The sequence below is a fragment of the Sphingobium trunci genome, from assembly GCF_022664535.1.
Classification (GTDB): domain Bacteria; phylum Pseudomonadota; class Alphaproteobacteria; order Sphingomonadales; family Sphingomonadaceae; genus Sphingobium.
This window is the reverse complement of sequence record NZ_JAKUJY010000011.1, coordinates 53,783-72,810: the sequence shown is the minus strand read 5'-3', so window position 1 is coordinate 72,810 and position 19,028 is coordinate 53,783. Positions and strand designations below refer to the sequence as shown.

Here is a 19,028-nt window from a genome sequence, read left to right as displayed (position 1 = left end):
TTTCCTTTCTTCGTCCCTCCCGCGGACGGCATGGGCAGGGGCAGGGGCAGGGGCAGGGGCAGGGGGTGGAGGCGAGCGCCGCGAACATCTGTCCCGGCCGTTCAGCCGCCATCCTCCGCAAACCCGATGCAGCACTCCAGAATCTCGCGAAGCACGGCCACCGTCGCCGCCGCCCGCCCGGCATCGAATTCCGGCGGCCAATTTTCCTCATCGGGCACGTCCGGTTCGTCCAGATAGCCGCGCATCGCCAATTCCATCTGGATCGCATGCACGCCCTTGTCCGGCTCGCCATAGTTGCGCGTCGTCCAGCCGCCCTTGAAGCGCCCGTTCAGCACATGGCTCGGTCCAGTGCGGGCGCAGATCGCCTGCACCGCCGCCGCCAGGGCAGGGGCGCAGCTGACGCCACCGAAAGTGCCGATATTGAACAGCGGCAGTTCGCCGTCGAACAGGCGGGGCACATGGCTGCGGATCGAATGGGCGTCATACAGCACCACCCGTTCATGCCGCACGCGCAGCCGCGCAATCTCCCCGGTCAGTGCCGCATGATAGGGCACGAACCAGCGCTGCGTGCGCCGCGCGATCTCGGCTTCGTCCGGCCCCGGACCCGCATAGAGCTGCTCCCCGTCGAAGGTCGTGGTCGGGCAAAGCTCCGTCGTCGCCATCCCCGGGTAAAGGGATGCGCCGGACGGATCGCGGTTCACATCGATGACGCTGCGGGAGATGCCGGTGCGCACGACGGTCGCGCCCGACAGACGGGCAAAGCCGTACAGCCGGTCCACCCACCAGTCCGCATCGCGCCGCGCCAGCCAGGCGGATCGAAAGCCGCCTTCGGCATCGGCCAGTTCGGTCCCCGTATGCGGCATCGCCACGATCAGCGGCGCCTCGCCCGGAATGACCTCCAGCCAGCTCATGACAGCACGCCCGGCAGGGCCAGCCCCGCCGCCTCGATCACCGCGCCCGACCGGACCAGCCGGTTGGCCGCCTCCATGTCGGGATGGAAATGCCGGTCCTCCTCCAGATGCGGAACGTCGGCCCGCAGCCGCGCCCTGACCCGCTCCAGCGCTTCGGAAGAGGTCAGCGGCGCATGGAAATCGCACCCCTGCGCCGCCGCCAGATATTCGATGCCGACGACCGCCTCGGCATTGGCGACCATCTCCGCCAGCCGCCGCGCGCCATGGGCCGCCATCGACACATGATCCTCCTGATTGGCGGAGGTCGGGATGGAATCGACGCTGGCGGGAAAGGCGCGCTGCTTGTTTTCGCTCACCAGCGCCGCCGCCGTCACCTGCGGGATCATGAAACCGCTGTTGAGGCCGGGCCGAGGCGTCAGGAAGGCGGGCAGACCCGACAGCGCCGGATCGACCAGCATGGCGATGCGCCGCTCGGCGATCGATCCGATCTCGCACACCGCCATGGCGATCATGTCGGCGGCGAAGGCCACCGGCTCGGCATGGAAATTGCCGCCCGACAAGGCCTCGTCGGTATCGGCAAAGATCAGCGGATTGTCCGAAACCCCATCGGCCTCCGTCTCCAGCATCGCGGCGGCCGATCGCATCACGTCCAGCGCCGCGCCCATCACCTGCGGCTGGCAGCGCAGGCAATAGGGGTCCTGCACGCGAGGGTCATGCTCCTTGTGCGAGGCGCGGATGGCCGACCCCGCCATCAGGCTGGCCAGCGCCTCTCCCACGGCGATCTGCCCGGCATGGCGCCGCAGCCTGTGGATGCGCGGATCGAAGGGGGCGTCGGTGCCCTTGGCCGCCTCGGTGGAGAGCGCGCCCGTCACCAGCGCCGTGCGGAACAGCCGGTCCGCCCCGAACAATCCCGCCAGCGCATTGGCGGTCGAAAACTGCGTGCCGTTGAGCAGCGCCAGCCCTTCCTTGGGGCCCAGCTCCACCGGCGCCAGCCCCGCCTGCGCCAGCGCGTCCATGGCGGGCAGGCGCTTTTCACCCACGGATATTGCGCCGACGCCGATCATCGCCGCCGTCATATGCGCCAGCGGGGCAAGGTCCCCGCTCGCGCCCACGGAGCCTTGCGCCGGCACCACCGGCGTCAGCCCCCGCGCCAGCATCGCCTCCAGCAGCGCCACCGTCTGCGGCCGGATGCCCGAGGCCCCCTGCGCCAGGCTGGCAAGCTTCAGCGCCATCATCAGCCGCACCACCGGCACCGGCGAGGGCGTTCCCGTCCCCGCCGCATGACTGAGCACGATATTGCGCTGGAGCGTCGCCAGATCCTCGTCGCCGATCCTGACGCTCGCCAGCTTTCCAAAGCCGGTGTTGATGCCATAGACCGGCTCGTGCCGCGCCAGGATGCGCTCGACCGCCGCCGCGCCCGCCGCGATGCGCGGCGCCGACGCCGGGTCCAGCTTGACCGCCGCGCCCTCGTAAATCGTCCGCCATTGCTCCAGCGAAACCGCGCCCGGAACGAGCGTCACCTGCATCATGATCCTCTCCACACACGTGCATGGAGCGGGTTCAGCCCCATGCGATACACCAGCTGCGCGGGCCGCTCGATGTCCCAGATGGCAAGGTCGCAACGCTTGCCGGCCTCCAGCGTGCCCACCCGGTCCTGCAGCCCCAGCGCCCGCGCCGCATGGCGGGTGACGCCCGCCAGACATTCCTCCACCGTCAGCCCGAACAGCGTCGCGCCCATGTTCATCGCCAGCAGCAGCGAGGTCAGCGGCGACGTCCCCGGATTGCAGTCGGTCGCCAGCGCCATCGGCACGCCCGCCCGGCGCAGCGCCTCGATCGGCGGAACCTTCGTATCGCGCATGAAGTAGAAGGCGCCCGGCAACAGCACCGCCGCCGTGCCCGCGCCCGCCATGGCGGCGACGCCCGCCTCGTCCAGATGCTCCAGATGATCGGCCGACAGCGCCCCGAACCGCGCCGCCAGTGCCGCCCCATGCAGGTTGGACAATTGCTCGGCATGCAGCTTGACCGGCAGCCCCGATCTTTTGGCCGCCACGAACAGCCGCTCGATCTGCGCAGGCGAAAAGCCGATCCCCTCGCAAAAGCCGTCCACCGCATCGGCCAGCGAAGCGACCCGCGGCAGGACCTCCCCGATCAGATGGTCGATATAGCCGTCCGCATCGCCCGCAAATTCCGGCGGCAGCGCATGGGCACCCAGAAAGCTGGTGGCGACGGACACCGGCCGTTCTCCGCCCAGCCGCCGCGCCGCGCGCAGCATCTTGACTTCATTCTCCAGGTCCAGCCCATAGCCCGATTTCACCTCGACCGTGGTGACGCCCTCGGCGATCAGCGCGTCCAGCCGGGGCAGGGCGGCCGCAACCAGTTCCTCCTCGCTCGCCGCCCGCGTCGCCCGCATGGTGGAGACGATCCCGCCGCCCGCCCGCGCGATCTCCTCATAGCTGGCGCCCGCCAGCCGCATCTCGAACTCGGCCGCCCGATCGCCGCCATGGACCAGATGGGTGTGGCAATCGATCAGCCCCGGCGTGATCCAGCGCCCGGCGCAGTCGATCACTTGCTCCGCATCGGGCGCCTCCGCCATCGGCCCCACATAGGCGATCACGCCCCCGCGCATGCCGATCGCGCCGCGCTCGATCAGGTCCAGCCCCGTCCCCAGCCCCGTCCCCAGCCCCGTCCAGAGCCGCGCATCGGTCCATAATCTCTCGCAGCGCTCGCGCATCGTCATTTCCCTCTGGCGCCGACTCAATAATGTATATACTTAAATGACCCATCCGACCATTGTCCAGAGGAAGGGCGAAATGGCGCTCTGGTTCCAACAAGCCCTGCTGCCCGACGGCTGGCACGATCATGTCCGCATCACCCTGTCGGGCGGCCTGGTTGCCGACGTCGTTCCCGGAGTTGCCCCCCAACCCGGCGACGAACGCCACGGCCCTGCCTTTCCGGGCCTGCCCAATGTCCACAGCCACGCCTTCCAGCGCGGCATGGCGGGCCTCGCGGAACAGGCGGGAGAGGGCAGCGACAGCTTCTGGACCTGGCGCGAGGTGATGTACCGCTTCGTCGACCGCCTCGACCCGGAGGGCCTCCACGCCATCGCCGCGCTCGCCTATGCCGAAATGCTGGAAAGCGGCTTCACCAGCGTGGGGGAGTTCCATTATCTCCACCACGCGCCCGACGGCACGTCCTATGCCGACCCCGCCGCCATGGCGCAGGCCATCGTACAGGCGGCCGAGGATACGGGCATCGCCCTGACGCTGCTCCCCGTCTTCTACGCCCATGCGGGCTTCGGCGGCGCGGCGCCCGCCCACGGCCAGCGCCGTTTCCTCCACAGCCCGGACAGCTTCGCCCGTTTGCTGGAAGCCCTGTCCACCCTTGAGGGCCTGACCCTGGGCATCGCCCCCCACAGCCTGCGCGCCGTCACACCCCAGCAGCTGGCCGCCATCACCGCGCTCGCGCCCGATGCTCCCGTCCATATCCATATCGCCGAGCAGATCCCGGAGGTCGAAGCCTGCCTCGCCTGGAGCGGCCAGCGTCCGGTCGAATGGCTGATGGACCATGCCGAAGTCGATCCGCGCTGGTGCCTGGTCCACGCCACCCATGTCACCCCCGCGGAGTGCGGCGCCATCGCCCGAAGTGGCGCCACCGTTGGCCTCTGTCCCATCACCGAAGCCAATCTGGGCGACGGCCTCTTCCCCGCCCGCGCGTTTCTGGCCCAGGGCGGCCGGATCGGCATCGGCTCGGACTCGAATGTTCAGATCGACGCAGCGGCCGAACTGCGCCTGCTCGAATATGGCCAGCGCCTCACGCACCATGGCCGCAACCTGCTGGCTTCGGCGCCGGGCCGGTCCACTGGCGCCAGCCTCACCCTGGCGGCGCAGCAGGGCGCCCGCGCGCTTGGCCAGGCCCCGGCGCAACTCGCCCCCGGCGCCCCTGCCGACATCGTCACGCTGCGGTCCGATCATCCCGCGATCGCGGCCCGCTCCGGCGATCGCCTGCTCGACGGCTGGATCTTCGCGGGCGCGCGGATCGATAGCGTCTGGCGCGGCGGCCGGAAGCGCGTTAGCGCGGGCGTCCACCACGCCCGCCCGCAGATCGAGGCGCGCTATGTCCCATTGCTGAAAGCCCTGCTCGATTGACCCGCCCGCCCGAAAGCACCGCACTCCACAACCGCATCCGCCGCGACATGGAAAGCCGCATCATGTCGGGGCAATGGCGCCCCGGAGAGCGCATTCCGACCGAACAGGAATGGATGGAAAGCTATGGCTGCTCGCGCATGACCGTGAACAAGGCGCTGCGCGCGCTGGTCCAGTCGGGCCTGCTCGAAAGCCGCAAGCGCGCGGGCACCTTCGTCGCCGCTCCCCGCTTCCACCGCGCCGCGCTGGAAATCCCCGACATCCGCGCCGAGGTGGAAGGGCAGGGGCTTGCCTATCGCCTCGAACTCATCGGCCGCGACCGCCGCAAGGCCACGGCGGAAGACAAGGTGCTGCTGCGCGTCTCAAGCGGCGAACTGCTGGCCCTGGAGTGCCGCCATTTCGCGCGCGACCTGCCCTATGCGCTGGAACATCGCCTGATCAACCTCGCCGCCGTTCCGGAGGCGGCGACAGTGGATTTCTCCGCCGAACCGCCCGGTTCCTGGCTGCTCGGCCATGTCCCCTGGACCGAAGCGGAACATCGCATCACCGCCGTCAACGCCGATCCTGCCATGGCGAAAGGCCTTGGCATCTCCGAAAACGCCGCCTGCGTTGCGCTGGAACGCTGGACGTGGCGGGGGAACGAACGCATCACCTATGCGCGCCAGCTCTACCCTGGCGACCGCTACGCGCTGGTCGCGCATTTCCACGCCTGACGCCTGACTTGCGCTCGCGCGCGCAATCGCTAAATTGCACCGATAGTATGATTTTATCTGCCGTTACAGCGATGTGGAGGAGGCGATGGCCGCCGTTCGAAAGACTATAACCCTTACCGAACAGCAGGATGCGTGGATCGCTGCGCAGATCGCGGCGGGCCATTACACGAATGACAGCGAGGCGATCCGCGACCTGATCCGGCGCGAACAGGAACGCAGCTTCGAGGTCGAGACGATTCGCCAGGCGCTGATCGAGGGCGAGTTGAGTGGCGAACCGGAAGCTTTTGATTTTGCCGCCTTCAAGCAGCGCAAAATCGCCCGGCATGGCTGAATTTCGTCTCAGCCCGAGAGCCCAACGCGACATTGAAGGAATATTCGATTATACGGTGAAACATTGGGGCCTGCCTCAGGCGCTCCGCTATATCGACCTGATCGAAGCGGCTTGCGCCAGCCTTGCCGCAGCGCCGCGGCAAGCGCAGGATTGTTCTATCATCCGCCCGGGTTATCATCGCCGCGGTGTAGAGTTGCACAACATCTATTTTCGCCAGACCCGCTATGGGATCGCCGTCATTCGCATCCTGCATCAACGCATGGATCCCGGCCGTCATCTCTGAGACCAGGTCAACGGTTAGCCGGCAGTGGGCAGAAATTTTCAGGCGGAATAACGGTGTTGGGACGTTGGCCGTCAAAACACCGTCATCTTCGCGAAGACGAGGATCCATCTCCGGCCATCCCGAAGTTTCGCCGTCGAGGGGATGGGTTACCGCCTTTGAGGGAGTGACGAAAGCCGGCGGTTATTCATGAAGGCGTGCTTGAACGGAATGGGCCGGAAAGAGCATGATAGAGCTTCTGCGGACAGATCAAGGCACTGACCGCATCGGCGATCAGCGCCGTAGCGAACAGTGGCAGAATCATCGTGCGGTCGGCCGTCATTTCCATCATGATGATGACGGCGGTCATGGGCGCGCGCACGACCCCGGTGAAATACCCGACCATGCCGAGCAGGATTATGGCCCCAGCCGGATCGTGCGGAAACAGGATCGAGATTGACTGCCCCAGCCCGGCTCCGACCGACAGGGACGGCGCGAATATGCCGCCCGGCGCGCCGCTTAGCGCCGTCGCCAGCGTCGCGATGAATTTGGCCGGTCCGAAACTCAAGGATGAGCCATGCCCCGCCAGAAGATGCTTGCTGGTATCGTAACCGGTGCCCCAACTTAACCCGCCAGTGAACCAGCCGGTTGCCGCCACGATGAGCCCGCATCCCGCCGCGAACAGCACCGGGCGTTTCCGGGCAGGGGCGAGCCACGGATGATCCGGCCGTGAAAATGCCATGAGCGTGCGCGCAAAAAGGCCCCCCAACAGGCCTCCTGCGATCCCGGCCAGAGGGGAGAAAAGCAGCATGGCGGCGATGGGCAAGGCCCCGTTCACAGCGCCGAAATAGACATAGTCGCCGGAAATGCCGAGGCTCACCAGCCCCGCGATCATCACCGTTGCCATGACCAGCACGGCGACGCGCTGTTCAAAGGCGGAAGCCAGTTCCTCGATGGCGAAAGCAACGCCCGCAAGCGGGGTGTTGAACGCTGCGGCAACGCCGGCCGCACCCCCGGCAATGATGATTCCGGCTGATACGGGAACGCGCAGCCAGCGATGGACGGCAACCATCAGCGCGGCGCTGATTTGCACCGTGGGTCCTTCGCGTCCCACCGAACCGCCGGCAAGAAGCATCGCGATCGTTCCGGCCAGCTTGGCCCAGGCCGTTCGGATCGACAGCAAATCTCCCTGGGCGCTGCTCTCCGGCTTATGGCTGGCGGCCATCACCTGGGGAATGCCGGACCCACGGGCTGCGGGAAAGAACCGTCGCGTCAGGAACGTGACGGCGGCAAATGTGAGAGGCGTGATGACAAACGGGGCCGAGGGAAAAGCTGCAACGAACCGCGAAAAGAGTTGCTGAGCGACATCGCCCATCCGGGCAAAGGAGATGGCAACCAGCCCCAGGGCGACAGCACCGGCAAAGGCGGCGGAGCGGGTGTGCAATGCGGCCACATGCTTGCGTGTCAAACGGTTCAACGACGGCATAAGGGAGCCTTAGAGCATCGTGCCCAAAAGTGGGAACCGGTTTTGCGCTTGAAACGATGCGAAGACAAAAAATAGAGCGCGCGACTTGCGTCCGATTTAACGCGGCGCGCTCTAGTCCACGGCCAGCCGGCTTGGCAACCACATGATCCCCGGGGGTTGACGACTTATCCTCTGGAATTCCGCCCCTGCTGGTTCAAAATCGATGTCGCAACGCCTGGAGTCGCTCCCCTCCAGACCGTCCCTAACCGGCCGCCATCTGCGTCATCGACGCATAGTCCGTCTTCCCGGTTCCCAGCAGCGGCAACGCATCCAGCACCCTGATCTCCCTCGGCAACGCCAGTTCGGTCACGCCATTGGCCTTGCCCCATGCCGCCAGCGCCGCCGCCTTGGCATCCCTCGCGGTCGTGAACAGCACCAGTTGCTCGCCCTTGCGTGCGTCGGGCCGCGTCACCACCGCATGTTCCGCCTCCGGCCAGACCGCCGAGGCATAGCCTTCCACCGCGGGCAGGGAGATCATCTCGCCCCCGATCTTGGCAAAGCGCTTCGCTCGCCCCCGGATCGTGACGAAACCCTGATCGTCGATGGTCACGATGTCGCCGGTGTCATGCCAGCCCCCCTCGGGCGGTTGCAGCACACCGGGCGCATCGGCCTTCATATAGCCCGCCATGATGTTCGGCCCACGGATGGAGAGCCGCCCGCCCTCGCTGATGCCCGGCACGTCGTCCAGCCGCGCCTCGATCCCCGGCAGCAGCAGCCCGACCGAACCGGCGCGGAAATGCATCGGCGTGTTGACCGCGATCACCGGCCCCGCCTCGGTCGCGCCATAGCCCTCCAGGATGCGCAGCCCGAACTTCTCGGCATAGATTTTCCGCGTCTCGTCCCGCACCCGCTCGGCGCCCGCGAAGATGTAGCGCAGCGAATAAAAGTCATAGCCATGCGCCATCCGCGCATAGCCGGACAGGAAGGTATCGGTCCCGAACAGGATCGTCGCATTGGCATCATAGGCCAAAGCAGGCACGATCCGGTAATGCAGCGGGCTGGGATAGAGCAAAGTCCTCACCCCATGAAAGATCGGCAGCAACGTGCCTCCGGTCAGCCCGAAACTGTGGAACACCGGCAGCGCGTTCAGCACCACGTCGGAGGAATTGAAATCGATCCGCGCCGCCAGCTGGCGACAGTTGGACAGCAGGTTGCGATGGCTCAGCACCACGCCCTTGGGCAGCCCCTCCGACCCGCTGGTGAAGAGAATGACCGCCGCATCATCGGGCGAAATCTTCAGCCGCTTGTGCGCCCGCCCGGCAAAGCGGCTTGTTACCAGCCCGCGCAATTTCGCGCCCATGCCGATCCCCGCCGCCACATCCTCCAACCAGAGAAAGCCGATCCCCTCGGCCTCCAGCCCCGCCACGACATCGCCGAGTTTGCCCTGATCGACAAAGGCGCGCGCGGTGATGATCGTCCGGATCTGCGCGGCGGCGCACGCCGCCTTCAGATTGGCCAGCCCGGCGGTGAAGTTCAGCATCGCGGGCACGCGCCCGCCCGCCTGCAAGGCAAAGAAGGCCACGGCCACCCCCGCCACATTGGGCAGCAGCACGCCGACCGCTTCCCCCTGCCGTGTCGAGCGGTTCAAGGCCCGGCCCAGCACCAGCGCGCCCGTCACCAGCCGCCCATAGCTCAAAGGCTCGCGCTTCACATCCTCGACGATCGGCGCATCGCGGCCATGGACATGGCCTGCCTCCAGCAGCGCCTCGAACAGGGTGCGATCCGTGTCCGACGTGGCGAACATCATCTGGCTCATTTCGTCATAGAGCCGCCGTCCGGCAATCGCCCGCCGCGCCCGCGCCGTCATCTCGCCCTCTATGGTGAAGCGGCGCGGTGGCAATACGGTGAGCGTGATCTTGGGGAAGCGCCGCAGCCTGACCTTGCCCTTGAGGCGCGAGAAGGGCGTGAACTGCGCCCCGTCGATCCGGACCGGGATGATCGGCGCATCGGCCTTGTCCGCAACCATGCCGGGGCCGTCAAATACCTTCATCAGCGCGCCGGTGACCGTGATCCGCCCTTCCGGGAAGATCACCAGGGTCCGCCCCTCGCGCACCGCCTTCACCATCGCCTTGGCCGCCAGCGGATTGGTGGGATCGACCGGAAAGGCATCGAACAGCGCCAGAAAAGGCTTCACCCACCAGGCCTTCGCGATGCGCGTATGCACGGCGAAGGTCGGCTTGCCCGGCAGGAAGGCGGCGAGCAGCAGCCCGTCCAGGAAGGAGACATGGTTGACCACGACCACCGCCGGTTCGCCGGCGGCGGGCATATTCTCCGGTCCCATGACCTCGACCCGGTAGCAGAGCCGCAGCAACCCGCGCACGATCGCCTTGATGACGGTTTCCGGCAGCAGCCAGCAACTGATCAGCGCCACCGCCAGCGTCGCAAAGCCCATCGCCCCGATCACGCCTGGCACGCTCGTCCCGCGCGCCAGCATCGCCGTCACCGCGCCCACCAGCAGCACGGCGACCGCGGCATTGACGATATTGTTGGCGGCGATGGTGCGCGACCGTTCCTCGCGCGGGCTGTGGGTCTGGAGGATGGCATAGAGCGGCACGACGAACATGCCGCCCGCAAAGGCGATGCCGAACAGATCGACCATGATGCGCATGCTCCCCGGCGACCCGGCGAACTGCGCGATCCCGGACCCCTGATGCACCGGTACATAGGAACTGGTCGACAGCCACAGGTCGATCATGAAGCCCGCCAGCGCCAGCGCCGAAACCGGCACGAAGCGCGCCGACACCGCGCCGCCGAGCAGCCGGTTGACCAGCATCGCCCCGAACGCCACGCTGATCGAGAAGATCAGCAGGAAGAGGGTCGCGACCTCCTGCTTCGCCTTCAGCACGCCGCTCACCAGCGGCGCGAATTCGGCGAGCAGCACCGCGCCCACGGCGAAGAACCAGCTTATCCCCAGGATCGACAGCCACACGCCCCGTCCATGCCGCGCCGCCTTCAGGATCGCCCAGGTGCTCTTCAGCACATTGCGCTCGATCCGAAGGCCCGGCACCACCGTGGGCGCGGGCGGCACGGCAAGGCTGACCAGGAAGCCCAGCGTCGCAAGGCCGACGGCGACCAGCCCCGCTTCCCATGGCGGAATGACGCCCGCCAGCAACTGCCCGCTCAGGATCGCAAGGAAGGTGCCCGCCTCGATCAGCCCGGTCCCGCCCATGATCTCGTGCGCGCCCAGATGCTGCGGCAGGATCGAGAATTTGACCGGCCCGAAGATCGTCGAATGCAGCCCCATCAGGAACAGGCAGGACAGCAGCAGCGGCACCGATTGCAGCCAGAATCCGGTGACGGCGAGGGTCATGATGACGACCTCCGCCGCCTTGACCACGCGCACCAGCTTCGCCTTGTCCCACGCGTCGGCCAGCTGTCCCGCCAGCGCGGAGAAGAGGAAATAGGGCAGGATGAACAGCCCCGTGGCGATGGTCGCCAGCATCTCCGCCTTGTTGGGCTGCGCATGATAGAGGCCGAAATTGGCGAGGAACAGCAGCGCGAACTTCAACAGATTGTCGTTGAACGCGCCCAGGAACTGCACCACGAACAGCGGTGCGAAACGGCGTTTACTCAGCAAAGACAGATCAGGTGCGGACATTTTCTTACCCCCGTCCTTCACGCATTATGCGGCAATTGTAGCTCAGTCGTTAACCGGATCGCGCAGCACGCGATTATAAAGCCAGCCGATCCCGATCAGGCTGAAGCCCAAGGCAAGGAACGACCCGATCCGCAGCAGCCCGGAAAGGCCCGAAGCGTCGAGCAGGAACACCTTGGCCACCGCTGCCAGCATCAGCAGCAGGGACGCAATGCGCCAGTCCCGTGCCTGTGTGCGGATGCCCCAGAGCAGGAACCCGATCGCCAGCCCGAGCGCGAGCACGGAGCGCAAGATATCCTCGGCCTGGGAGACGCCCGGCACCGTCAGCACCGGTCCCACGAACATCTGCCGCAGGCTCGCCAGCGCAAACAGCGCGATCAGCACCATCCGCGCGATATCGGCGGGCCGCCGCATCCAACGCCATTCCGGCACGATCCTCTCGACCAGCCAAAGCGCGCCCAAAGCCAAGGCAAAGGCAGGCAGCAGCAGATTCGCCAAAGGCAACGCACCCACCGCCTGCGGATACCAGAGCGGATCATGCAGCAGCACGGAATAGACCAGCAAATGCCCAAGGCCGAGGAGTATCAACGCCGCTCCCGCAAGCGGGAGGGGTCGAGGGAGGGCATGCCGGGCCTTTCGCCAGACCGCAAATCCGGCCCCGATCAGCAGCCCTTCCCAAAGCGTCCTCTCGGCAAAGGCCAGCCGCGTCACGTCCCCAACATTCGCCAGTCCGAAGACCTGCTTATAGGCTATATGCACCCCAACCCCGCCCAGCATTGCGGCCAGTCCCCAGCCAAGCCGCCGTGCCCAAGGCCCCACCACGCCCCCGGCCCGCCACAGGGCCACCGCCAGCAACCCGGAAGGCACCGCCAGCCGCCGCCCGCTTTCGCCCAGCGGAGGCAAATCCTGCACCAGCATCGGCTCCCCGACCAGCGACAGCAGCGCATGGGCCAGCCAGACCGCCAGCGGCCACACCGCCCAAAACCCCACCAGCGCCGCTCCCACGCCAAGCCCCGCCAGCATTCGTCCGGCTTCGAGGCGCCCGGCATCCAGCCTTCTGGCACCCTCCGCCACCAGCGCCAGCATCAGGGCCGCCCCCACCGGCATCCAGATCGGCGGAACGACCTGCGCCATCGCCCCATAGCCCAGCAGCACCGCCGCGCCCTGCGCCACGATCCGCCCTTCCGCGAACGCCGCCCGCCAGGCGAACAGCCCCGCCATCGCCGCCACCGCGACCCAGCGCAGCGGCATTCCCGCCGCCGCCTCGCCCCAAAGCCGCACGACATCGTCCGACCCGGCCACCGCCACCAGCGCCGCAAAGGCAAAGCCCCAGCCGCTCCATTCGACCCGCCGGTCCCCGGCCTTTTCCGCCAGCATCAGCAGGCCCGCCGCCACGGCCGCGATCACCGCTGCCAGGGCCCAGCCCGCCAGCCCCAGCGCCCCGGCCGCCACCAGCAATAATCCCACCGCCGTCGCCAGCGTCACGAAGCGTGCATCCTCCCGCGGCTTGCGCCACCCCAGTGCCAGCGCCACCCCGGGCAAGGCCGCCGCGCCCAGCGCCAGCCCCGCAAATCCCTGATCCAGCCCCGCCCGGTAAAAGTGCAGGAAAGCCACGGCAAAGCCGCCCAGCGCCAGCCCGGCGACCTGCCCCGCCTCGATCAGTCCGCCGCCAGCACGCCACAGCCGCCGCAGCGCCGTCCCGCCATAGATCGCGACCATGCCCGCCAGAACCAGCGCGAACCGCCCCATCTCCGGATCGGGCCAAATCCCGGCCAGCAACAGCGCCACGGCCAGTCCGACCGCCGCCAGCGGCCGCAGGCCCGCCTCACGCCCCAGCCAGACCAAAGCGACGGAAAGCAGCCCGAACAGCCCCCAATGCAGCAAGGCAAAGCCGCCGGTCGCGACCAGCGCCGCCATCTGCCCCGCCGCGACCACCGCAGCGCCGGTCCGCGGAAGCACGGCCCGCGCGCCCGAAAAGGCGAGCAGAGGCAGCGCCACGCCCAGCATCAGCACCAGCAGCCCGACCGACAGCGAAGACGCCCGGTCCAGCGCCCCCATGGCCAGCAGCACGATGCCCCATCCCGCGCCGCCGACCAGCGCGCTGACGCCCAGCCACATCCAGCGCTGCGTCCGCGACAGCGCGCACAGCCCGCCGACCGCCAGCGCCAGATAGCAACTGAGCAGCGGCACATTGGGCTGCCCCGCCTCGACCAGCGCGGGCGCGGCCAGGCCGCCGACCAGCCCCAGCAGCGCACTGGGCGCCCCGAAGCGCAGCGACAGCCCCATGGCCAGCGCCGTCACCCCGGCCAGCCCGGCAAAGGCCGTCACCGGTCCCACCAGCCCGTAAAGCCCATGCGCCGCCAATATGCTGAAATAAAGCGTCGCCAGCCCCGCCCCGGCGAGCGCCTGCCGCACCCGGAAGTCGCGCACCCGCTCCTCCTGCCGCAGCGCGAACTCCGCCCCGCCGATCAGCGCTCCGCCGAAGAGCAGCCCCAGCACGACCCGCACCAGCGGCGAGAGCAATCCCGCGTCGATCGAATATTTGACCAGCAGCACGCCCGCGACGGCCAGCGTCACGCCGCCCGCCCAGATCGGCAAACGCCGCCCGAACAGCTCCTCAAAGCCGAAGGAAGGCCGGGCGGGTTCGGCCGGGGGAGGGGTGGGTTCCGCCACCATTTCGACAGGGGCTTGCGCGACCGGCTCAACCGGTGCCGGGGGAGAGGCTTCGACGGTTTCCGCCGTCCGCACCACCGCCCGCGCAGCCTGTGGCACCCGCTTTTCACCACCGTCTTCCCCGCGCAGGCGGCGATCCATCTCCCGCAAGTCACCAGAGGCGGAACGGTCGGGATATGGCTCTCCACCCGCGCCGGAACGGCGGGCATCTGGAACGGCCGCCGCATCCTCCAGCAATGCCAGCCGCATTTCCGCGATCTTCAACCGCTTGCGCATGTCGAAGATCAGTACCCCGAAAACCAGCAGAACCAGCATCACAAACATGAGTCGCGCCCCTGAATCCCTGCGAACCATGCCATGGCTAGCGTAAAATTACACAGTGTTCAATAAATTTATTAGACAGCGTTCAATTCTTTCGTTATCGCTCTCCCCATGGGAAGACGCTCCGACCACAGCCGCGAGGAACTGGCCGCGATGATCGTGGCGCAGGGCCACCGCCACATGGCGGAGGTCGGCTTCGCCCGTTTCTCCTCGCGGGAAGTGGCCAAGCGGATCGGCTATTCGGTCGGCACGCTCTACAATGTGTTCGGCAGCTACGACCGGCTGGTCGTCGCGATCAACACGCGCACCTTCGACCTCTGGGCCGCCTTTCTGGAGGCGCGCCTCGCCGGCAATCCGAAGGACCGGATCGCCGCGCTGGTGGAGGGCTATTTCGCCTTCGCCCGCGACAATCTCAACATCTGGATGGCAATCTACGACCATCGCCTGCCGCTGGGCGTCCCCATGCCGGAGGATTATGCGGCGCAGCGGGCGGGCCTCACCGAAGTCGTCGTGCGTGAAGTCGCCGCCGTCCTCCCGCCCGAAGCCGCGACCATCGCGCCGCGCCTCGCCCGTTCGCTGGTGGCCACGGTCCACGGCCATTGCACCTTCGCCCTCAACGGCAGCTTCGCCCTTCTGGGGGAGACCGACCCGCTCGAAATGGCCATCGCCCGCGTCAAGGAAAGCTTGAGGGCCGCCGGGGCAAGGCTGTAGAAGGGACATGGGCACCATGGGATAGAGGCGGTGGCGGTCGACAAGAATTTCGCCATCCATTTCCCTTGCTCGACCGGCTGTCGAAAGCGCGACGCGGCCTGACCGATATGCTATAGTCGGGGCGCCCATCAGAAGGGGGACTCGATCCATGGTCTACTGGAATCTCAAGGGCCGGGAATTCGCCAACTGCAATTGCGAATATGGCTGCAACTGCCAGTTTGGCGGCCTGCCCGACAAGGGGCATTGCCAGGCGGCGGTCGGCATCGCCATCGATGAAGGCCGTCATGGCGACACCGATCTTTCGGGCCTCAACATTGCCGGCGTCTTCCGCTGGCCGGGGCCGATCCACGAAGGGCAGGGCGAATGCGTGGCCTTCGTCGACGAACGGGCGACGGATGCGCAGCGTCAGGCCCTGCTGACCATCATGACCGGCGGCGACACCGATCCCTTCGCGACGGTGTTCGCGGTGTTCGCCTCTACCATCACGACCATGCATGAGCCTGTCTTCACCCAAGTCGATTTCGACGTGGACGTGGAGGGCCGCAAGGGGCGGCTGCGCATTCCCGGCCATCTGGAAATGGACGGCGAACCGATCCGCAGCCCAGTCAACGGCGCCGAAGTCCGCGCCCAGATCCGCCTGCCCGACGGCTTCGAATATGAAGTGGCGGAAGTCGGCTCCGGCGCCAGCCGCGCCATCGCGCCGATGCAGCTCGCCCACCAGGCGAGCTACGGCCAGTTCGCTTATCTCCATCTCGACAGCCACGGCGTCGTCAGGGGCTGATGCTGGAGCCGCTGCTCGCGCGCCATCGCCTGTGGTCCATGGCTGCGCTGGCGGCGTTGGTGCTGCTTGCCTGGGGCTGGCTGCTGCTGGGCGCGGGCATGGGGATGGCGCCCGTGGCCTCGCTGGGACCGGCGGGCATCGGTCCGGCCGGCTCGTCAGGCGACATGATGGCGCTGATGATGCTGACCGCCGGGCCGTGGACGGCGGGGCAGTTCGCGGTGACGCTTGCCATGTGGTGGGTGATGATGGTGGCGATGATGCTGCCCTCCGCCGCGCCGACCATCCTGCTCTACGCCCGCGCCATGGGCCATCGCGACGCGGCGCAGCGCCCCGCGACGGAAAGCTTCCTGCTCGGCTATCTGCTCGTCTGGGCCCTCTTTTCCCTGCTGGCGACGGTCGTGCAATGGCGCCTCAGCATGGCCGCCATGCTGTCCCCCATGGCGATGGCGACGCCCAGCCGCTCCCTGTCCGCCGCCCTGCTGATCGCGGCGGGCGCCTATCAGGTCAGCCCGCTGAAGGACGCCTGCCTGCGCCAGTGCCGCAACCCGGCCCGGTTCCTCAGCCGTCACTACAGGCCGGGCGCGATGGGCGCGCTGCGCATGGGGATGATCCACGGCGCCTGGTGCGTGGGCTGCTGCTGGATGCTGATGGCGCTGCTGTTCGCGGGCGGCATCATGAACCTCGTCTGGATCGCGCTGCTGACGCTGCTGGTGGCGATGGAAAAGCTGCTGCCCTGGGGACGCGGCACCTCCGTGGTGGCGGGCCTCGCCTGCATCGCGGGCGGCGGCATCATCCTGCTCCAGTAGGGGTCCGGGAGACCGCTGCCGTGACGCTTGCCGAGATCATGGCGGACAGCGGCCATAACAGCATCGACAGCACAATGGTCCGCGCCCCCGTTATCCCGTCCTCCTTTCACCTTGTCACTCAGGGCATCAACAATCGTTTCATGTTAATCGTCTCTATCGAAAACGATGTGCTGCATGGCCTTGCAAAGACGATATAGGCCGGGCATTGCACAGCGTCACCGCGCAATGGACGCCATGCTGGTTTACGTCGCGATTGATCCCGAGAATCCGACAGGAATAGCATGAATCGTGACAACGCTTCGTCAAGGCGGTCTTCTGCCATGCGGATTGACATCAGCGATGACCGGCAAACCAGGACCGCCGAGACAAACCACCTGCCCATAGAAACGGTGGATGTCGCGGATATTCCGGGCGGTGGCCAATTGCATCTGCTCAAATGCGGCAAGGAATTTTCCATCCAGTTCGGCCGCGACGAGTTGATGGGAAGTCAGGACCATGTGTCGGAAATGGCGCTGGCCACCCTGACCGGCGAGCGGTTGGGCAGGAAGGACGGGCATGTCCTGATCGGTGGGCTGGGCATGGGCTTCACCCTGGATGCGGTGCTGACCTCCTGGGCTGCGGAGGCGGTTGTGACCGTCGCGGAGCTGGTTCCCCAGATCGTCGTCTGGGCCAAGGGGCCGTTGGCGCATCTGTTCAAGGGAAATCTCGCCGATCCCCGCGTCAGCCTTCGCCTGCTGGATGTCCATGATGTCATCGCGGAGACGCCAGATCGCTTCGACGCCATTCTGCTGGATGTCGATAATGGGCCGGACGGCTTCATCACGCCGTTGAACGACCGGCTTTATTCCCATGACGGTCTCCTGGCAGCCTACACTGCCCTGAAGCCGGGCGGGCTTCTGTCCGTCTGGTCATCCTATGCCGACGATTGTTTTGCGGGCAGGCTTGAGGCGTCCGGCTTCGAAGTCGACGAGATCATCCTGCCGGCCTATATAGGCAGCACGGAGCGCTGGCATAATATCTGGTTCGCGGCCAAGCCGGCCCAGTCCACCCCTCTATTGGACGTGGAGTGACGCCTTCTCCTCCCGGCGCAGCACGGCCATGATCTTGGCGTAGGCGCGAGCCTGTTCTTCATGTTTCCTTTTCTCGACCAGACAGATTGCGAGATCGGCCTGATTCAGGGCAGCCCGTCTGCGGCGATCAAGATAGTTGAACCTGTCCATGACTATTTCCGATGCAGAGGGGGGGACCATTGCCGGGCCATGTGCGATGCGGATCGCGTTACGGCGCCTTCGATCAGCTTGTCCTTCATCAATATGCGGAAGGCATCGGCATCCCTGGGGTCCAGCATCACGACCCTTGCGCCCCCGGAAACCAGCGCTTCCAGCGCGGATATCCGGAATGCGTGCTTGTCGCATGCGGCCTTGATGATATCTGGCGTGGCCCACACATTGACGACCCTGCTCATGCGGCGCCGCCTTCCACGTTGAACGGAAAGGGATTGAAGGAAACAAAGCCATCGGCATTCTCGGAGCGATAGGGGTGCGGGTGATTGCGGATGCGGCTGGCATATTCCTGGGCTAGCCGTTTATGGGCACGGCATGCTGCGGGACTATGGGCGATCCGGGCACGCAGCAATTCCTCTTGCTCGCGCTTCAGCAGATAATTCAGGTCTTCCATGGAAATGCTCCTCGGCTGGCAAGCGGGAGCACGATGGTCTCTCTGTCACGGCGAATGCTTGCGGCAAATTTCGCGCAATAATCGCTTAATAGCATGGATGACCCTTCCCGTCTCGCTGGAAAAATAGGAAGATTTCAGAAAATTCTGTTCGGTTCGCATGAGGACTGCTACGTCCGGTTATCGGCTCTTCCTTTCGCACGATCCGACAGAGAGACTTGGTGCTCCCGCACATAGGGAAGCATAATATGCCGGAAGATCATCTCTCTTTTCAGCTATTGCTGACCGCATCTGTGATAGTGCTGATTTTTCTTGGCTGGCGCATCTTTGGACGCGGTGGTTGAACCGGCATATATTGCACGGCAGATGCGCCCGCGGTTCCAGACTCGAAGGCCTGTGACGACCCGGCCCCAATCCCCCCAATCACTCTCCCGGATTCAACAGAACTGGCTTGCCGCCAATGAACGGCGGCTGCTCAACTGGCTGTGCCACCGGATGCCGCCGTGGATAACGCCGGATCGGCTGATGGCGACAGGCATGGTGGGCGCGGTCACGATCTTCGCCGGATATGTCGCCAGCAATATCG

The 19,028-nt window shown here is 66.5% G+C and carries 19 protein-coding genes; 9 read left to right on the top strand and 10 right to left on the bottom strand.

Annotated elements, in window-relative coordinates; translation table 11 throughout:
• Nucleotides 1-101: 101 nt before the first annotated feature.
• From hutG to hutI, 3 genes are read right to left on the bottom strand one after another with little or no spacing between them, the layout of a single operon-like run.
• Entirely contained in the window at nucleotides 102-911 is an 810-nt protein-coding gene (gene hutG / locus MJ601_RS11795; RefSeq protein ID WP_242126589.1) for an N-formylglutamate deformylase, read from the bottom strand.
• Nucleotides 908-2,440 carry a histidine ammonia-lyase gene (gene hutH / locus MJ601_RS11790; protein ID WP_242126588.1) on the bottom strand — a complete coding sequence of 511 codons (1,533 nt, stop codon included), beginning with the start codon at nucleotides 2,438-2,440 and terminating at the stop codon, nucleotides 908-910. The genes hutG and hutH overlap by 4 nt, the downstream gene beginning before the upstream one ends.
• Nucleotides 2,437-3,642, bottom strand: coding sequence for an imidazolonepropionase (gene hutI / locus MJ601_RS11785; protein WP_491572912.1), 1,206 nt, complete (start codon nucleotides 3,640-3,642; stop codon nucleotides 2,437-2,439). The genes hutH and hutI overlap by 4 nt, the downstream gene beginning before the upstream one ends.
• 79 nt (nucleotides 3,643-3,721) lie before the next feature.
• Here hutI and MJ601_RS11780 point away from each other — a divergent pair, with 79 nt between their 5' ends.
• From MJ601_RS11780 to MJ601_RS11765, 4 genes are all read left to right on the top strand, one after another.
• Nucleotides 3,722-5,056, top strand: coding sequence for a formimidoylglutamate deiminase (locus tag MJ601_RS11780; protein ID WP_242126586.1), 1,335 nt, complete (start codon nucleotides 3,722-3,724; stop codon nucleotides 5,054-5,056).
• A complete protein-coding gene (gene hutC / locus MJ601_RS11775; RefSeq protein ID WP_281061274.1) occupies nucleotides 5,053-5,766 on the top strand; it encodes a histidine utilization transcriptional repressor HutC in 714 nt (237 codons plus the stop codon). Before MJ601_RS11780 ends, hutC begins: the two co-directional genes overlap by 4 nt.
• 85 nt (nucleotides 5,767-5,851) lie before the next feature.
• Nucleotides 5,852-6,097, top strand: coding sequence for a type II toxin-antitoxin system ParD family antitoxin (locus MJ601_RS11770; RefSeq protein WP_242126585.1), 246 nt, complete (start codon nucleotides 5,852-5,854; stop codon nucleotides 6,095-6,097).
• Nucleotides 6,090-6,380: a type II toxin-antitoxin system RelE/ParE family toxin gene (locus tag MJ601_RS11765; protein WP_242126584.1), complete on the top strand. Its 291-nt coding sequence runs from the start codon at nucleotides 6,090-6,092 to the stop codon at nucleotides 6,378-6,380. The genes MJ601_RS11770 and MJ601_RS11765 overlap by 8 nt, the downstream gene beginning before the upstream one ends.
• 184 nt (nucleotides 6,381-6,564) lie before the next feature.
• Here the strand turns inward: MJ601_RS11765 and MJ601_RS11760 are convergent, their stop codons facing one another.
• From MJ601_RS11760 to MJ601_RS11750, 3 genes are all read right to left on the bottom strand, one after another.
• Nucleotides 6,565-7,842 carry a chloride channel protein gene (locus MJ601_RS11760; RefSeq protein WP_491572911.1) on the bottom strand — a complete coding sequence of 426 codons (1,278 nt, stop codon included), beginning with the start codon at nucleotides 7,840-7,842 and terminating at the stop codon, nucleotides 6,565-6,567.
• A gap of 241 nt (nucleotides 7,843-8,083) precedes the next feature.
• Nucleotides 8,084-11,479 carry an acyl-[ACP]--phospholipid O-acyltransferase gene (locus MJ601_RS11755; RefSeq protein WP_242126582.1) on the bottom strand — a complete coding sequence of 1,132 codons (3,396 nt, stop codon included), beginning with the start codon at nucleotides 11,477-11,479 and terminating at the stop codon, nucleotides 8,084-8,086.
• Between the two features lie 42 nt (nucleotides 11,480-11,521).
• Complete coding sequence (locus MJ601_RS11750; protein WP_242126581.1) at nucleotides 11,522-14,473, bottom strand: DUF2339 domain-containing protein; 2,952 nt, start codon at nucleotides 14,471-14,473, stop codon at nucleotides 11,522-11,524.
• A 108-nt stretch (nucleotides 14,474-14,581) separates the two neighbouring features.
• Between MJ601_RS11750 and MJ601_RS11745 the strand changes: the two genes are divergently transcribed.
• From MJ601_RS11745 to MJ601_RS11725, 5 genes are all read left to right on the top strand, one after another.
• Nucleotides 14,582-15,181, top strand: a complete 600-nt coding sequence (locus tag MJ601_RS11745) for a TetR/AcrR family transcriptional regulator (protein ID WP_242126580.1) — start codon at nucleotides 14,582-14,584, stop codon at nucleotides 15,179-15,181.
• Nucleotides 15,182-15,329: 148 nt separating this feature from the next.
• Complete coding sequence (locus MJ601_RS11740) at nucleotides 15,330-15,962, top strand: DUF1326 domain-containing protein (protein ID WP_242126579.1); 633 nt, start codon at nucleotides 15,330-15,332, stop codon at nucleotides 15,960-15,962.
• Entirely contained in the window at nucleotides 15,962-16,768 is an 807-nt protein-coding gene (locus MJ601_RS11735; protein ID WP_242126578.1) for a DUF2182 domain-containing protein, read from the top strand. The genes MJ601_RS11740 and MJ601_RS11735 overlap by 1 nt, the downstream gene beginning before the upstream one ends.
• A 20-nt stretch (nucleotides 16,769-16,788) precedes the next feature.
• Complete coding sequence (locus tag MJ601_RS11730; RefSeq protein WP_242126577.1) at nucleotides 16,789-16,965, top strand: hypothetical protein; 177 nt, start codon at nucleotides 16,789-16,791, stop codon at nucleotides 16,963-16,965.
• Between the two features lie 123 nt (nucleotides 16,966-17,088).
• On the top strand, nucleotides 17,089-17,838 hold the full coding sequence (locus MJ601_RS11725) for a spermidine synthase family protein (protein WP_242126575.1): 750 nt from the start codon (nucleotides 17,089-17,091) through the stop codon (nucleotides 17,836-17,838).
• On the opposite strand, the gene MJ601_RS11720 is transcribed toward MJ601_RS11725, so the two are convergent.
• The 4 genes from MJ601_RS11720 to MJ601_RS22085 form a co-directional block, all read right to left on the bottom strand.
• On the bottom strand, nucleotides 17,821-17,988 hold the full coding sequence (locus MJ601_RS11720) for a hypothetical protein (protein ID WP_242126573.1): 168 nt from the start codon (nucleotides 17,986-17,988) through the stop codon (nucleotides 17,821-17,823). The two genes, MJ601_RS11725 and MJ601_RS11720, sit on opposite strands and share 18 nt — an antisense overlap.
• Nucleotides 17,989-17,990: 2 nt before the next feature.
• Nucleotides 17,991-18,233, bottom strand: a complete 243-nt coding sequence (locus tag MJ601_RS11715; RefSeq protein ID WP_242126571.1) for a hypothetical protein — start codon at nucleotides 18,231-18,233, stop codon at nucleotides 17,991-17,993.
• Nucleotides 18,230-18,445, bottom strand: coding sequence for a hypothetical protein (locus tag MJ601_RS11710; RefSeq protein WP_242126569.1), 216 nt, complete (start codon nucleotides 18,443-18,445; stop codon nucleotides 18,230-18,232). The genes MJ601_RS11715 and MJ601_RS11710 overlap by 4 nt, the downstream gene beginning before the upstream one ends.
• Nucleotides 18,446-18,879: 434 nt before the next feature.
• Nucleotides 18,880-19,023 (bottom strand): hypothetical protein, encoded by a 144-nt coding sequence (locus tag MJ601_RS22085; protein ID WP_491572910.1) that lies wholly within the window; start codon nucleotides 19,021-19,023, stop codon nucleotides 18,880-18,882.
• Between the last annotated feature and the right edge of the window lie 5 nt (nucleotides 19,024-19,028).

What these genes read in the sequence shown, in the direction of transcription:
- hutG (WP_242126589.1), bottom strand. Translation starts at nt 911, where the DNA reads ATGAGCTGGCTGGAGGTCATTCCGGGCGAGGCGCCGCTGATCGTGGCG.
- hutH (WP_242126588.1), bottom strand. Translation starts at nt 2,440, where the DNA reads ATGATGCAGGTGACGCTCGTTCCGGGCGCGGTTTCGCTGGAGCAATGG.
- hutI (WP_491572912.1), bottom strand. Translation starts at nt 3,642, where the DNA reads ATGCGCGAGCGCTGCGAGAGATTATGGACCGATGCGCGGCTCTGGACG.
- MJ601_RS11780 (WP_242126586.1), top strand. Translation starts at nt 3,722, where the DNA reads ATGGCGCTCTGGTTCCAACAAGCCCTGCTGCCCGACGGCTGGCACGAT.
- MJ601_RS11770 (WP_242126585.1), top strand. Translation starts at nt 5,852, where the DNA reads ATGGCCGCCGTTCGAAAGACTATAACCCTTACCGAACAGCAGGATGCG.
- MJ601_RS11765 (WP_242126584.1), top strand. Translation starts at nt 6,090, where the DNA reads ATGGCTGAATTTCGTCTCAGCCCGAGAGCCCAACGCGACATTGAAGGA.
- MJ601_RS11760 (WP_491572911.1), bottom strand. Translation starts at nt 7,842, where the DNA reads ATGCCGTCGTTGAACCGTTTGACACGCAAGCATGTGGCCGCATTGCAC.
- MJ601_RS11755 (WP_242126582.1), bottom strand. Translation starts at nt 11,479, where the DNA reads ATGTCCGCACCTGATCTGTCTTTGCTGAGTAAACGCCGTTTCGCACCG.
- MJ601_RS11750 (WP_242126581.1), bottom strand. Translation starts at nt 14,473, where the DNA reads ATGTTTGTGATGCTGGTTCTGCTGGTTTTCGGGGTACTGATCTTCGAC.
- MJ601_RS11745 (WP_242126580.1), top strand. Translation starts at nt 14,582, where the DNA reads ATGGGAAGACGCTCCGACCACAGCCGCGAGGAACTGGCCGCGATGATC.
- MJ601_RS11740 (WP_242126579.1), top strand. Translation starts at nt 15,330, where the DNA reads ATGGTCTACTGGAATCTCAAGGGCCGGGAATTCGCCAACTGCAATTGC.
- MJ601_RS11735 (WP_242126578.1), top strand. Translation starts at nt 15,962, where the DNA reads ATGCTGGAGCCGCTGCTCGCGCGCCATCGCCTGTGGTCCATGGCTGCG.
- MJ601_RS11725 (WP_242126575.1), top strand. Translation starts at nt 17,089, where the DNA reads ATGCGGATTGACATCAGCGATGACCGGCAAACCAGGACCGCCGAGACA.
- MJ601_RS11720 (WP_242126573.1), bottom strand. Translation starts at nt 17,988, where the DNA reads ATGGACAGGTTCAACTATCTTGATCGCCGCAGACGGGCTGCCCTGAAT.
- MJ601_RS11715 (WP_242126571.1), bottom strand. Translation starts at nt 18,233, where the DNA reads ATGAGCAGGGTCGTCAATGTGTGGGCCACGCCAGATATCATCAAGGCC.
- MJ601_RS11710 (WP_242126569.1), bottom strand. Translation starts at nt 18,445, where the DNA reads ATGGAAGACCTGAATTATCTGCTGAAGCGCGAGCAAGAGGAATTGCTG.